This is a genomic window from Acinetobacter sp. NBRC 100985, assembly GCF_000241225.1.
Taxonomy (GTDB): domain Bacteria; phylum Pseudomonadota; class Gammaproteobacteria; order Pseudomonadales; family Moraxellaceae; genus Acinetobacter; species Acinetobacter venetianus.
This window is the reverse complement of the sequence record NZ_BAEB01000054.1, coordinates 22329-37200: the sequence shown is the minus strand read 5'-3', so window position 1 is coordinate 37200 and position 14872 is coordinate 22329. Positions and strand designations below refer to the sequence as shown.

Sequence of the window (14872 nt, the reverse complement as noted above, 5' to 3'; positions counted from 1 at the left end):
ATTGTTAAGTTCAATGTTTAAATCTTTTTTTCCTAGCCCACGCCTGTTCTTTATTTCAGTGATTGTGTGGCTGTCACTCAACATGCTGCTTTGGTACACAGGTGGGCATGGATGGGGTGAATATCTTGGTTTTCCAAAAGGCTATGCCGAAGCAGAATTACCAATTGGTGTAAGTCGTTTTTGGTCGGCTTCATTCATTTGGTTCTATTTATGGTTCTTAGTTTCTACGGCTTTGTTTGCAGGTTTTTGGCGTTTCTTTTCAGATAATAAATGGCAGAAATGGTCGATATGGGGTTCCGCATTTATTTTGTTTAATATTTGGTTTGGTGTCCAAGTTAGCGTTGCGATCAATGCTTGGTATGGCCCGTTCTGGGATATGATTCAAAAGATGCTAAGCGATGGTGGCGGTAATATAGCTGATCTCTATAATGGAACTTTAACTTTCCTTTATATCGCAATGGTTGCTGTCACGTTTGCTGTCGTTAATGCATTCTTCACCAGTCATTATGTATTCCGTTGGCGTACTGCAATGAATGAATATTACACCGCGAATTGGGAAAAGTTACGCCATGTCGAGGGGGCTTCGCAACGTATTCAGGAAGATACCATGCGTTTTGCCACGATTGTTGAAGACTTAGGTGTTGAGTTAATTAAATCAGTGATGGTATTGATTGCCTTTTTACCGTTGTTATTTCAAATCTCTCAGAAAGTTCCTGTATTGCCAATTGTTGGTGAAATCGAACATTCATTGGTATGGGCAGCGGTCGTTTGGGCGATTATAGGAACTGTTGTTTTGATGTTTGTGGGGCAAAAATTACCTGGGCTACAATTCAATAATCAGAAAGTAGAAGCTGCTTACCGTAAAGAATTGGTCTATGGCGAAGATCATGAAAATCGTGCTGATCCACTCACATTAAAAGAGTTATTTGCTCGTGTGCGCGTGAATTATTTTAGGTTATATTTTCACTATGCTTATTTTAATCTTGTCGCTATCTGGTATAAACAACTTGATATTTTATATAGCTTAGTCGTGCTATTCCCAGCAATTGCAGCAGGTAAAATGACTTTGGGTTTGATTAACCAGATCAGTAATATTTTTGATAAAGTTCGTGAGTCTTTTCAGTATCTCATTAGTTCATGGAAAACCATTATCGAGCTACTTTCGATTCATAAACGCTTAAAAGCTTTTGAATCTATTTTGGATGAATAAATCCATCAAATAAAGAAACCTGCATCAAGCAGGTTTTTTTATAGTTTAAAGTAAACAAATTCCAAGTCCAGCGCCTACAGCCATGACCCATAAAGGATGTATTTTCTTAAATACACCAAGAAATGCAGTTAAAATGACGATCACAACTAACAATAGATTTTGTGCTGAAGCATCCGCAATTAACCATGCACTCACGAGAACCAATCCGACCGTAATTGGTTTTAAGGCTTTTTCAAAGCGTGCCCGTAATGGATTGGCTTTAAATTTTTCCCAGAATTTTAGTGCATAGATTGTGATAATAGATGATGGGCCGAACTTCGCCAATGAAGTCACTAATAAACCTGTTGGCCCAGCGACGTGCCAACCGACAAGGGGAACGATCATCATATTCGGGCCGGGTGCGGCTTGAGCCATTGCAAACAGTGAGCTAAATTGCTCTGCTGTCATCCATTGGTGTACCGTCACCACTTGATGTTGCATTTCTGGAAGGATGGCATTCTCTCCACCGAAAGCCAAAACTGAGAGCTGTGTAAAAACGATCACTAGCGTTAATAAGATCATGATTTCTTTACTCCGAGTACCAAGACATTAATCGTAAGTAAGGTGAATAAGGTCAGCGCTAAAGGCAGTTTGATCAGCAGCATAAAAACAAAGGTCAGTACAATCGTGAAAATGGTGAGATAGCTTTTTAAAATTGGTCGCAACATTTTCAGCCCTGTTGCAAATAATAAACCTGCGGCGGCCGCAGCTAAGCCTTGAATCATGTGTTGTACCGCGGCTAAGTAAGCAAATCGTTCATAGACTTGATAAATAATCAGTACGATCGCTGTTGGTGCAGAAATCAATCCTAGAACAGAACAGATCGCGCCTTTAACACCTTGGAACTGCATGCCAATTGCAACTGACATATTGATAATATTACCGCCGGGTAAGAGCTGGCAGACACCAAGTAAATCCGTGAATTTACTTTCATCAATCCACTTTTTCTCTTCAACAATGATACGGTGCGCCAAGGGCAGTACCCCACCAAACCCCATCATCCCCAATTGCATAAATCCCGTGAAAAGAGCCTTGCAATCAGGCGCTGTTGAAACTGTTTCACGCTCTATTGATATTGCTTGGGCTTTCATTGGGACTTATTCCTCTTCATCGGTTAATGAGAATAGGATGGTGGAATAGTGATATATTTACAAATTCTATTTTTGCTTGAATCTATACTTAAAAGGTATGTTTAATGGATATTCATAAGCTCCATGCATTTGTTGCTGTGGTCGAAGAAAGTAATATTTCTAAAGCTGCTGTGCGATTGCATATGCAACAACCGCCATTAACACGATTGATTAAAAGTTTAGAAGAAGAACTTGAGACGGCACTGCTAAAACGACTACCTAGAGGCGTTGAGGTTACAGAGGCAGGCAAAGTCTTATATCAAGAAGCGATTACGATTTTGGCACATGCTCAGTCAATTCCGAAACGAGTTAAAAATATTGCACGGGGTCTCGAAGGTCAGATCAATATTGGTTTTACTAATTCAGCAGGATTACATCCATTTTTACCGGCAGTGTTGCGGCAATTCCGTGAAAAATTTCCAGCCGTTGCGATTCATTTAGAAGAAGAGAGTAGCAGTGCTTTAACTGATGCGGTGATTAATGAAAAACTTGATATCGTATTTCTGCGTAAACCAGCACCTAAACATGCTGCCGTGCAAACGATGCATGTGCTCGATGAGCCATTAATCGTTGCACTGCCAAGTAATCACCCTTTAGCAATGCAAGAGGGCGTGATTCGCTTACCTGATTTAGAACCTTATGAGTTTGTACTTTATCGCCGTTTAGCGGGGCAAGACTTGTTTGATAATATTTTGGCAAATTGCTATCAAGCGGGCTTTAGTCCTAACATTGTCCAAGAAGCACCACGATTAACATCCAGTCTAAATTTAATTGCAGCAGGGATTGGGCTTTCAATCGTGCCAGCATCCATCCAAGACTTTTGGAATAAACAAATTATTTACCGTCCTTTGGAAGCCAAGAAACCTTGTATTGCTCCAATTTATGCAATTTACAGAGCCAAAGATAATAATGTTCGAGTAGCACATTTTTTGGATTTACTTAAAGCGAGCCAAGTATTAGAAAATGCGTCTAGCGTTAATGCGTAAAGTGATAGAAGTTTAAAATTGGTCCAACCAAATGTTGTTGAGATTTGTCTAAGGTAACTTTGATTTCTCGAAAGTTAAAATCACCATCATCACGATATTTCGCTACGCCATGAGTTTTGTTATTCAGCTTCGGAATCTGATAACTAAAGAAAGCGATGTGTTTGGATGGATGTACCACATGAATTAACTTTTGTGTGTCTTTATAACCGCCAAACTCATTCTCAATGCTTTGTTTTAAAAGGTTTGGAAAATAAAGAGTTGCGTAGGGCATACCGCAACCAACACAAACTGAAGAATCATATAGTTCAATCGCTTGTTTTTGATTTGTGCTCGTCAGCAATGCTGAACCTGTACCATTTGCCCCTGCATTTGCTTCAATATCTAGCCAGTCTTTTGGAACAAGTACCACGCCAATTTCAGGGAGTCTGACCAATTTAAGTTGCTTTGCCAGATTAGCATCTAGCTTAAAATCAAAATGACAGCTTTTTGCTGTACACGATTTAAAGTCTTTTAACAGTCCATCATCGACGGGATTAGCCGCGGTAACACCATAAAAGGGAACGCGAACATCATTGCTAAAGGAGACTTCCCCCAATGCATATATTTGATTCATTGCTTGGCGTTGTTTTATCGTATTTGAAAATTGAGGAAAAATTGGTTCAAATTGACTGACTTCAGCGTGAGTTATTGCGGTAGACAGCAGTAATAAAATCGGGGAAATAGAGCTGAATAATTTCATTTTTTTATACGGTAATTTTGGTTTGAATTAAAATTAGCATATTCTTGAATACAAGAACCTACAACGTGAATAATTTAAACGTCTTAAAATATTTTGACTGAAAAATAAAATAGATTAGACCGAGAAATAAGTCTTATGAAAAATATCATTTCAATATGCTGTTTGATGTCCATTAGTGCCACAGCTTTTGCACAGGAGATCAAAGGGATTTCATATACGCATGAAGATTGGGAAATTTATTGTAGTAACACGGGAACATGCCAAGCAGCAGGCTATTCTGATGAATATAGTCATGATCCGAATGAACCCGCCTCATTATTGTTAACCCGACTCGCAGGTGCTAAGCAAGCCGTCAAGGCTGAATTTGCGCTGGGAAGTATTGACGAGCAGGCGCAGCTTGCAGGAAAACTAAAAAATATTCATTTCTATGTCAATGGTAAAGATCTTGGAGCAGTCTCAGTGGATGGCGCTGATTTTCCGATTATGGGGAAACTCACTGCCGCTCAGGTCAATGCATTACTACAACAATCCAAACAAAAAACGGAAATTGTGTTTAAAAACCCCAATGTCCAATGGCAAATATCAGATAAAGGTATGACCGCTGTATTATTAAAAATGGATGATTTTCAAAAGCGAGTTGGAACAGTTGGAGCTTTGGTTAAAAAAGGCAAAATGGATGAGTCAAAAGTCCTATCAGCACAACCAAAAATTATTGTAAAACAAGTGAAGACCAGTAATAAGCCTTATCTCACTTTGCAGTCGAACAATAAACGCTACGCATCTATTCATCAAATGTTAATGGCTGCTCAGCCTACACCAAAGGAAGATGGGTTTTGTGAAGGACTCTATAATGGTGATGAATATGAGCCACAACCGATTGAGTTATATAAACTGGGAAATAAAAAAATATTGGCAATGACGCTTTGTTGGCGTGGAGCATATAACGAAGGATATGGCGCTTGGGTACTCAATGATTCACTTACTGGTAAAGCAGCTTTCGTGACTGAACATGCGTCAGAATTTTACCAAGGTATTATTAGTAGCTCTCAAAAAGGTCGTGGTATTGGAGACTGTTGGAGCGCCGCTGAATGGGTGTGGGATGGGCAGAAGTTTGTGAATACCAGAGATATGTGGACAGGCATGTGTAAAGGGCTTGCCGCTGGTGGCGTTTGGGAACTTGATCAAATTGAGGCGATTGTAAAATAGAGCTTTAAATCACCTAAAAATAGCCTAAGGAATGATGATGCTGAACAATAAAATTTATTTAAGTGGGCTGATTTTAACGATTTCATTGAGCTGTTTTAACACTTCAATTTTTGCTGCGTCATTGCAGATTTTAGAATTTAAAAAGGCTCAACTCAGTCAGATTGAGCAAAAGCAAATTTGTGAGCAACTTAGTGATGTTTGCCAACAACAAACGCCGCTTCGCAGTTTGAAAACGGCTGATCAAAAGTTATGGTTATTGTCTGGTGATCAGATCGCTCAGTTTTATCCATCTGCAAATGGCTTGAAATTGAAAAATAAGTGGCATGTCGGTTTAGCGAATGATGAAGAAAATACTTCAGATGGACAGTTTATTTTCCCTAAACTTTTTCCAATGACTGAAAGCCGTTATGCAATTGCTATCATTGAACGTTCTTCTGAAATGTATTCAGGTGGTGGCGCAGGGATGGAGCGTGCGAGTTTTTATGAACTAAAAGAGTCAGGGCAAACACATCGCTTTCTTGAAAATTATCCTTTTAGTTTTAATCGCATGATTCGGGCATGTTTTTCTGAGCAGGAATATAAAAGTTCTCAAGGCAAATGCCATGATGAAGACAGTCTTAGTTTAGATATTCGCCCGATTAAACCAATGTTGTGGCAATTCCGCTATCGCTACAGTTTGGATGTATCACCTGTATCTGATTCAGGGGAGAAGTCATTTAAAGGCAGTCGAAATCTGAATATTGATTTGAATAAAGTGCCAAAACAGCCAAATATTCCTGCACATTGGGATTATCAAGGACAAGGCTAAGTTCGGGTTTTACATTTTGCCTAAGTTTTAAAGGTTTGGGCTTACGCAATTTACAGCGTCATAACAGATGATCTATCGAGTACATGCTACAAAGAGAAAGATTGCTTTTTGGAACTGCGCTTATGTCTCCTGTTTATTTTTCATCTCACCGTAAATTATTTCAATTAAGTCGTTCTGTATTCATGGCTGCAGCTGTGCTGGGAACAACTCAAGTGGCAATGGCAGGGCCAACAGTGGATCAACTCAGTGATTGTTTGGTGAAAGCGACTACCGCAGCGGATAAAACTACGGTGTTGCAATGGACGTTTACGGCTTTAGCGGCGCATCCAGATTTAAAGAGTTTTAGTAATGTTACGCCTGAGCAGAAGAATCAGTTAGATCAGAAATTGGCACAGGTGTTACAACGTATCATTGTTGAACAGTGTTCAACTCAGACCAAAGCAGTGATTCAGGCTGAGGGGATTCAAGCAGTTGGAGAGGCTTTTCAGCAGTTAGGTCAGAGCGCGGGTGAGGATATTGTCAAAGACCCAGCGGTCAGACAACAGTTACAAGGGACGTTGCGTTATATTGATTTAAATAAATTGGTCACGACTTTTTTGACACCTGATATTTGGAATAAGTTGGGTGTCTTAAGAGGGGAGTGATGAGTTCTTGTTAAAGTTTTTTCAAAATTCTTTAGAAGTAATAAATTTATAGATGAATGCGACATAAATCTTCGTGTAGATGGGGATACAAGAGGTTATAGAAGATAATTTTTGAGTTATGATATTTGAAATAGTAACTAGCTGTTGAAATATCTGGAGGGAGTAGATGGAAATTGAAACAGGAAGTGCCATTAAGCTATTTTTTCCGAATCCCTCCCTTTCTTTAGTTTATTTTGAGGCTATCGCCAATGCATTAGATGCTGGTGCAACTGATATTTTAATTGAAATAGATATTCAAGCATTCGACAATCCAAAATCTCTTCAATTAAAAATAACTGATAATGGTCAGGGTTTTACGGATGAAAACTTTAATCGATTTAAAACCTTATTGAAACCAAGAGATCAATACCATAAAGGTATTGGTCGTTTAGTTTTCCTGAATTATTTTTCATCAGTTGAGGTATCAAGTGCTTGGGATACTTATAGGCGAAAGTTTATTTTTAAAGAAGGGTTTGATGGAGTTTCTCCTGTAGAAAATTGCTTATCGGGGGAGGACAATCAGACTATATTGATATTTAATGGTTTTAGGAAAGATAAAGTTAAACGTTATGAGGATCTAAAACCGCTGAATTTGAAACAACAAATTATTGATCATTTTTTACCAACTCTTAACTCTTTTAAGCGTAAAGATAGAAATTTCAATATAGTATTAAAGTTAAATACAAGTGCATCGAATGCTCAAAAAGAATTTTTTTCTCAAGATGTAATTATATCTAGTAATGATTTGCCACAAATGACTGTGGTTGATATTGAAAATCATGGTTTGGATTCAATATCAAAAATTGAAATGTCGTATCATGTTAAAAAAATAAAAGGAAAAGTGCCCCCATTCATAGCATTTAGTATAGATGGAAGGACGATACCTATAAATTTAATATCAGAAAACTCTATACCATCAGATTATCATTGTGTCTTTTTGTTTGAATCAGATTTATTTCATTCAAAGGCAGATAGTTCAAGGCAGAAATTAGTATTGCCAGATGGTATTAATGATAAACAGTTATACCAAGTTTTAAGAAAAGAGTTGGGTAAGGTTTTATCAGAAAATATTCCCCAAATTAATGAGCTTAATAAGAAAACCCAAAAAGAGTTTGAGACTAAATTTCCCCACCTTTTAGGTTTCTTTGAAACAGATACAATAGGTCTTATTGATAAAGATTCAGCTCTTAATGTTGCACAACAGAAGTTTTTTCAAATGCAGAAAGAAATTTTACAGTGTGATCATTTAAGTAATAAAGCTTATGAAAAATCTTTGGAACTTTCATCTAGGACACTAACAGAGTACATTTTGTATCGTGAAAAAATAATTAATAAAATGAATGAATTCTCAAAAGAGGATAAAGAATCTGAAATTCACGATCTTATTGTACCTAAATTTAGTGAGCTGACTGGGGAGGAGGTTAGCTCGACTATTTATCAGAATAATGCTTGGCTTTTAGATGATAAATTTATGGTGTTTAGAACCATTCTGAGTGAGAAAAGAATGGATAAAGTTATCAATGCTATTCGGTTGGATGAAGAAAAAGTAGATGATAATGGGCGTCCTGATATAACTATGATCTTTTCTGCGGATCCACAAGATGTAGTAGCAGTTGATGTAGTAGTCGTCGAAATTAAGAAAAAAACGGATGATGAAAAAGAAAATCAATATGCCATCAATCAATTACTAGATCGGGCTTCAAAACTAATTGAGTTTTGTCCTAAAATTCAACGTGTTTGGTATTATGCAGTTATTGATGTCAGTAAAAAGATGGAATTACGATTAAGGCAAATGAATTGGTCACCGTTATATTCAAAGGGAAAAGTATTTTATCAGGAGTATAAAACTCCACATCCTAATGGTTATGATGTTCCTACCCCAACATTTGTTATGTCTTTTGATGCGATTGTATCTGATGCGAAAAGCCGTAATCATATATTTTTAGAAGTATTAAGAGATAGTATGAAAAGATACGCTTAAATAACGAAAACCCGCTCTAAAGTGGGTTTTGTTAGAAATTAGTTCAGTTTAACCAAATATTTTTTTATTAATTCATTATTTTTTCAAGGCTAATTTTATTCTCAGACATTGATCAATAAGCCTATTAAAAGTTTTTTAAAGCACTCAGCTTTTAAGTGCACTTTTTAAAATGCCATTTTCGCCAAATAATTTTTCTCGGTATTCCGCTTCGAGTTGTTCTGTCTGCATATCCAGCGGATCGAAATGTTGATCTCTGACATCAAGCATTTCGATAAAAGTGCGAGAAAAAATACCCAAACGATTTACACCACCAAATGCCAAGTAAAATGCATCTTTCAGTTCTTTGGCTGAAAACTTAATATCCTTACGTTTTAAAATCTGAATCCAATAATCAAAGGTGATTGGCGCAATAAAGCGAGCTACTCGAATCAAAGCAATTCTTCGATTTCTAACTGTATTGCCACCAATCGCTTTCAGCGCATCAAAAGCAACAGTTTTATGTTCTAGTTCTTCCAGCGCATGCCACTCCCAAAGATTTCGACTTTCTTGAGTGGTTTTCTGTTTGATTAATGGATCAGTTAACAGTAGGCGAGCAAGTGTAGCAGTGAAATGTTCCATCACTACAGTCGCCGCTAATTGCTCAGCTTTGGGGAGTTTACGAAATTTATCCAATCTTGCTTTGGTTAAGGCTTCTATTTCCACCACTTCTGGATAATTCGATTGAATCAGATGCTCATTCAGAGATTTATGTTCTCGACTATGAAAAGCTTCTTGTGCAATAAAATTACGAATATCTTCGAGTAATTTTTCATCCTTAATTTGATCACGAACATTACGTACGCTCTCGATGAAGAACATTTCACCTGGTGGAAACATCGCAGATAAAACCACAAACAGAGAGGTCACAACAGCATTATCTTCATAGTAAAAAGAAAACTTTTTGTTTTTGTCTAAAGGAATAATCACATTACGACGGACGATTTGTTGTAGAGACTGCACTGCTATATTCATCTTTTTTCCTTGTCATCTATTGAATATAATTTGAACAAAATTTAGTATGTATATAGAATCTATCAGTGAATTTATACGGAAAAAAGACGGATTTAATGGTGAGATTTTTATAATGGTAACTATAAGAAAACCAAAACAAAGTAGGTCTAAAAATACTTATAAGTCTATAGTTGATGCAGGATTTATATCAGTAAAAAATAATGGATTAGATCACACTACTGTATTGAAAGTCTGTGAGATAGCAGGCGTAGGCTCTGGAAGTTTTTATGAATATTTTAAAAATAAAGAAGCCTTGTTTGTAGAGATGCAACAACACTTTATTGCTGAGCTTGCCAAAGTGATTTACGAGGTCATTCCAACCATTCAGGAAATGGAAATTCCCGAAGCGATTCGATCTATTTTTTTACATATTGGTGAGTTTTTAGCAGCAGATGATAATAAATATTTTTATTGGCTAAGTGTATCAAGTAAATACAGTACCGAAGCCAGTCACATAAAAGCAGTCAAGGCGATCAATACATTAGCGATTGAATACGCGGTGAAACATCCTGAGGTATTGAGAATAAAAAATCTAAAAATGATGGTTTATGTTTTAATTAATTCCAGTGTGGCACTGACAATGAATTTCTTTTCATCTCAAAATATGGGTTTTACTTTTGAAGAATTAATTGATTGTCTGATTGATATTACGATGTCCTATATTGATGATGATCGTAATAAATTAAAAATATAAAAAACCCGCTCTTAAGCGGGTTTTGTTAGAAATTAGATCAGTTTAACCAATCAATTTCTTCATTAATTCATTCATTTGAGCTGGGTTAGCTTTACCTTTTGCAGCTTTCATGACTTGACCAACCAGACCGTTAAACACTTTTTAATAAAAAATATTGAAAGTAGATTTTATTGTATTTTCAATGCAGGTATATTTTTTGAGAGTGATGATAAGCATAAGGATTGTACATGGTTGAAATATTAGAGTTTAATATTTTAGATAATAGTTTTTTTGAGGGTTTTGAGAATTTAACATTTGAAGATAAAGAAGAAAGTGAGGTTTTTCTTCAATTAATAAAAGCAGATAAAATTGAAGCTGTTAGTACAAAAATTCTAGACTATATTTTTGATTCTCATAACAACCATGGGTTAGGGAATATACCGTTAAAAGCTTTATTCGCTTTGCTGGGTATAAAGGATAAAGTACCGCGGTATAGTAAAACTAAGGAGGAAATTTCTTGCTTTTATGGTAGAAAAATTAAAACAAATGGAAGAATGGATTTAATTATTGAAGCATCACCTTACTTATTTTTAATTGAAAATAAGATTCGACATAATCTTGATAATCCATTAGATACATATCGAAAATGGGTGGAAAAGAATTATGATAAAAATCATGGTTTCACTGAAAAGTACTATATTGTATTAGGAATTAATAAACCAAAAGAAGATCTAAAAAACTTCAAATTTGTTAGCCATCATAATTTAGTGTCTAAAATTATAGAGTGTAGGGGGGAGAATTCATCCACTGGGTCAACACATCTTACTCCATTTATTGAGGATTATTTTAGAGCAATGAAAAATATGAATACCGAATTATCCGAAGAAGAAAGCCAAATTTTAGATTTCTGCATGAATAACTTTGAGAAATTAGATCAATTACAAAATTTTAAAGAAAAAATTGCAAATGTTTTTGAAAAAAATCTTATAGATATTGTGCAAGAAATAGAAGTTTTCAATGATTCTAAGGTATGTATGGATATTGCTGATAATTGGAAGGATCTTGGGGTTTATTCTGATTCACAATTTTTCTTTGTCAAGGAGTGGGCATGCGTATTGCAAATACACTATCAACTAGAAAGAGTAGGTATATATTTAACACCTTATTCTAAAACTCATAAAAAAGTATTGAGTAGAGAATGCTTTGAAAAGTTTTTAATTTATTTGAAGTCATTAAAAATTAAGTTTGTTGAGCATGATCCGATTAATAATGAGTTTTATATAGAAATTGCGAAATTTGAGCCGATGAGAGGAAATTCAAAAATAATTAAGAAAATTAATGAATTGATTTCAATAATACAATAAAAATAACAAAACCCGCTCTTAAGCGGGTTTTTGTGAAATTAGACCAGTTTAACCAATCAATTTCTTCATCAATTCATTCACTTGAGCTGGGTTGGCTTTACCTTTTGCAGCTTTCATGACTTGACCAACGAGACCGTTAAAAGCTTTTTCTTTACCAGATTTGTACTCTTCAACCATTTTTTCATTGGCTGCAAGCACTTCTTTGATAATCGCTTCAATCGCACCTGTATCGGTTTCTTGTTTTAAGCCTTTTTCAGCAATAATGTCATCCGCAGATTTTCCTTCTGCTTCCCACATAAAGCCAAATACTTGCTTCGCAATTTTACCGTTAATGGTGTTATCCACGATACGTGCGATCATGCCACCCAATTGCTCAGCAGAAACAGGAGAGTCTGCTAAATCTAGTCCAGCTTTGTTTAAAGCACCTGAGAATTCACCCATCACCCAGTTTGCAGAAACTTTACCTTGCTTCGCACCACCTGCGGCAGCTACAACCGCTTCGTAGAAGTCAGCCATTTCGCGTGACAGCGTCAAGACGTGTGCATCGTATTCAGTCACCGCAAAGTCAGCAATGAAACGCTCACGACGCGCAGCAGGCAATTCTGGCAGGGCAGCGCGTGCCGCTTCGATTTGCTCGTCAGCAATAATTACAGGTAACAAGTCTGGGTCTGGGAAGTAGCGATAGTCGTTCGCTTCTTCTTTCGAACGCATTGAACGGGTTTCCATCTTGTTCGGATCGAACAATCGGGTTTCCTGATCAATCTCACCGCCGTATTCCAAAATTTCCATTTGGCGTTCAATTTCAACATTGATCGCTTGCTCAATGAAACGGAATGAGTTGAGGTTTTTCAACTCGCAACGCGTACCAAAAGGTTGACCCGGACGACGCAATGACACGTTACAGTCGGCACGGAATGAACCTTCTGCCATGTTGCCATCAGAAATACCTAACCAACGCACCAGCGTGTGAATCGCTTTAATATACGCCACTGCTTCTTCCACTGAGCGCATATCAGGTTCAGAGACGATTTCAAGCAAAGGTGTGCCAGCACGGTTTAAGTCAATCCCAGACATGCCTTCAAACTGATCATGGATGGATTTACCAGCATCTTCTTCAAGATGAGCACGAGTCACGCCAATACGCTTCACAGTGCCATCTTCAAGTTGGATATCGATATGACCCAAGCCAACAATAGGATTGTCCATCTGGCTGATCTGGTAGCCTTTTGGAGAATCTGGGTAGAAGTAGTTTTTACGAGCAAATACAGAGGCTTGATCAATATAGGCATCGATACCCAGACCAAAGCGAATCGCAAGATCAACCACTTCTTCGTTCAAAACAGGCAACACGCCCGGCATTGCCAAATCAACAAGGCTGGCTTGAGTATTCGGGTCTTGGCCAAATTCAGTCGATGAACCTGAGAAGATTTTAGACTTGGTCGCCAACTGCGTGTGGATTTCAATCCCGATAACGACTTCCCAACCGTCAATTAATTTCAACTTTTGAGCTTCAGCCATTATGCATTCTCCTCAGCAATTGCCGCACGTTTGGTATGCCAGTCTGTATTTTGTTGATATTGATGCACAATCGAAAGCAATTGTGATTCTGACCAATAGTTACCAATCAACTGTAAACCCACAGGTAAGCTGTCTTTATCAAAACCAACAGGTGCGTTGATCGCAGGTAGACCTGCCAAGTTCACAGCAAGGGTATAGATATCGCCTAAATACATTTCAGTTGGGCTGAGGTTAGCTCCAATCTTATATGCTGTGGTTGGAGCAGATGGTGCAGCAATCACATCAACATTTTCAAATGCTTTCAAGAAATCTTGCTGAATCAAACGACGTACTTTTTGTGCTTTCACATAGTAAGCATCGTAGTAACCTGCAGAAAGGGCATAAGTACCAATCAAAATACGACGTTGTACTTCAGCACCAAAACCTTCTGAACGTGATCGTTTGTACAAGTCCATTAAGTCCACAGGATTTTCACAACGGTAGCCATAACGAACGCCATCAAATCGCGATAAGTTAGAAGAAGCTTCCGCAGGTGCGATCAAGTAGTAAGTTGGTACATAGGCTTCAGTCATGTTGAGATCAATCTCAACCAAGGTTGCACCCATGTCTTCCAACTTTTTCAATGACTCTTCAACGCGTGCTTTTACATCAGCGTCTAAACCAGCCACATTGAAGTATTGCTTTGGAATACCAATGCGTAAGCCTTTCACAGCTGTACTGTTCAAGTTAGCCACGTAGTCATCGACTTCTTTATTGACTGAAGTTGAGTCTTTGGCATCATGACCCGCGATCACATTCATTAAATATGCACAGTCTTCTGCAGAACGTGCCATTGGACCACCCTGATCCAGTGATGATGCATACGCAATCATACCGAAGCGAGAAACGCGACCATAAGTCGGTTTTAAGCCAGTTAAGCCACAGAATGAAGCTGGTTGGCGAATTGAACCACCTGTGTCTGTACCCGTCGCAATCGGTGCTAAATCAGCAGCGACAGCCGCAGCCGACCCCCCAGATGAACCACCTGGTACATGATCAAGTGCCCAAGGGTTGCCCGTTGCGCCGACATAAGAACTCTCAGAGGTTGAACCCATTGCGAATTCATCCATGTTCACTTTACCCAGCGTTACAAGACCAGCTGCTTTGGCTTTCGCCACAACAGTTGCATCGTAAGGTGAAATAAAGTTGTCGAGCATTTTTGAACCAGCAGTGGTTTTAATCCCTTTGGTACAAAAAATATCTTTATGCGCAAGTGGAATACCTGCAAGTGCATGTGCATTGCCTGCTTTGAGTGCAGCATCAGCAGCATCGGCTTCAGCTAATGCTTGTTCTGCTGTAACCGTCACATAACTCTTTACTTTTGCGTCAATTTTGGCAATACGTTTTAAATAATGTTCAGTCAATTCGCGTGATGAAAATTGGGCTTGTTTTAAGCCTTCAGAGAGCTCACGGATGGATAAACGATGTAAATCTGTCATATGAAAA

General features: G+C 37.7%; 14 protein-coding genes and 1 pseudogene. 8 read left to right on the top strand and 7 right to left on the bottom strand.

The window, feature by feature from the left end; all coding sequences use genetic code 11:
- The first annotated feature begins 13 nt into the window (after positions 1-13).
- Complete coding sequence (gene sbmA / locus ACT4_RS15885; RefSeq protein WP_007483964.1) at positions 14-1210, top strand: peptide antibiotic transporter SbmA; 1197 nt, start codon at positions 14-16, stop codon at positions 1208-1210.
- Positions 1211-1255: 45 nt separating this feature from the next.
- Here sbmA and ACT4_RS15880 read toward each other — a convergent pair whose 3' ends face one another.
- Positions 1256-1771, bottom strand: coding sequence for a chromate transporter (locus ACT4_RS15880; RefSeq protein ID WP_007483962.1), 516 nt, complete (start codon positions 1769-1771; stop codon positions 1256-1258).
- A complete protein-coding gene (locus ACT4_RS15875) occupies positions 1768-2340 on the bottom strand; it encodes a chromate transporter (protein WP_007483960.1) in 573 nt (190 codons plus the stop codon). The genes ACT4_RS15880 and ACT4_RS15875 overlap by 4 nt, the downstream gene beginning before the upstream one ends.
- A gap of 104 nt (positions 2341-2444) precedes the next feature.
- Here ACT4_RS15875 and ACT4_RS15870 point away from each other — a divergent pair, with 104 nt between their 5' ends.
- Positions 2445-3365 (top strand): LysR substrate-binding domain-containing protein, encoded by a 921-nt coding sequence (locus ACT4_RS15870; protein WP_007483958.1) that lies wholly within the window; start codon positions 2445-2447, stop codon positions 3363-3365.
- Here ACT4_RS15870 and ACT4_RS15865 read toward each other — a convergent pair.
- A complete protein-coding gene (locus tag ACT4_RS15865; RefSeq protein ID WP_007483956.1) occupies positions 3355-4104 on the bottom strand; it encodes a DUF4850 domain-containing protein in 750 nt (249 codons plus the stop codon). The genes ACT4_RS15870 and ACT4_RS15865 overlap by 11 nt on opposite strands.
- 135 nt (positions 4105-4239) lie before the next feature.
- Here ACT4_RS15865 and ACT4_RS15860 point away from each other — a divergent pair, with 135 nt between their 5' ends.
- The 4 genes from ACT4_RS15860 (at position 4240) to ACT4_RS15845 (ending at position 8782) form a co-directional block, all read left to right on the top strand.
- Entirely contained in the window at positions 4240-5310 is a 1071-nt protein-coding gene (locus ACT4_RS15860; protein ID WP_034605404.1) for a DUF1176 domain-containing protein, read from the top strand.
- Positions 5311-5347: 37 nt separating this feature from the next.
- Positions 5348-6118, top strand: a complete 771-nt coding sequence (locus ACT4_RS15855) for a hypothetical protein (RefSeq protein WP_007483953.1) — start codon at positions 5348-5350, stop codon at positions 6116-6118.
- A gap of 122 nt (positions 6119-6240) precedes the next feature.
- Complete coding sequence (locus tag ACT4_RS15850) at positions 6241-6762, top strand: hypothetical protein (protein ID WP_007483951.1); 522 nt, start codon at positions 6241-6243, stop codon at positions 6760-6762.
- A gap of 166 nt (positions 6763-6928) precedes the next feature.
- On the top strand, positions 6929-8782 hold the full coding sequence (locus ACT4_RS15845) for an ATP-binding protein (RefSeq protein ID WP_007483950.1): 1854 nt from the start codon (positions 6929-6931) through the stop codon (positions 8780-8782).
- 144 nt (positions 8783-8926) lie between these two features.
- Here the strand turns inward: ACT4_RS15845 and ACT4_RS15840 are convergent, their stop codons facing one another.
- Positions 8927-9793, bottom strand: a complete 867-nt coding sequence (locus ACT4_RS15840) for a metal-dependent hydrolase (RefSeq protein ID WP_007483948.1) — start codon at positions 9791-9793, stop codon at positions 8927-8929.
- 112 nt (positions 9794-9905) lie between these two features.
- Between ACT4_RS15840 and ACT4_RS15835 the strand changes: the two genes are divergently transcribed.
- A complete protein-coding gene (locus ACT4_RS15835; protein ID WP_034605413.1) occupies positions 9906-10526 on the top strand; it encodes a TetR/AcrR family transcriptional regulator in 621 nt (206 codons plus the stop codon).
- A gap of 42 nt (positions 10527-10568) precedes the next feature.
- Here the strand turns inward: ACT4_RS15835 and ACT4_RS17020 are convergent.
- Positions 10569-10667 (bottom strand): annotated as a pseudogene (locus tag ACT4_RS17020) (hypothetical protein); the annotation flags it as partial.
- A gap of 86 nt (positions 10668-10753) precedes the next feature.
- On the opposite strand from ACT4_RS17020, the gene ACT4_RS15830 reads away from it, so the two are divergent.
- Complete coding sequence (locus tag ACT4_RS15830) at positions 10754-11869, top strand: PD-(D/E)XK nuclease family protein (protein WP_007483946.1); 1116 nt, start codon at positions 10754-10756, stop codon at positions 11867-11869.
- Between the two features lie 48 nt (positions 11870-11917).
- On the opposite strand, the gene gatB is transcribed toward ACT4_RS15830, so the two are convergent.
- Together gatB and gatA are read right to left on the bottom strand one after the other, a co-directional pair.
- Complete coding sequence (gatB, locus tag ACT4_RS15825; protein ID WP_007483944.1) at positions 11918-13387, bottom strand: Asp-tRNA(Asn)/Glu-tRNA(Gln) amidotransferase subunit GatB; 1470 nt, start codon at positions 13385-13387, stop codon at positions 11918-11920.
- Positions 13387-14865 carry an Asp-tRNA(Asn)/Glu-tRNA(Gln) amidotransferase subunit GatA gene (gatA, locus tag ACT4_RS15820; RefSeq protein ID WP_007483941.1) on the bottom strand — a complete coding sequence of 493 codons (1479 nt, stop codon included), beginning with the start codon at positions 14863-14865 and terminating at the stop codon, positions 13387-13389. Before gatA ends, gatB begins: the two co-directional genes overlap by 1 nt.
- Between the last annotated feature and the right edge of the window lie 7 nt (positions 14866-14872).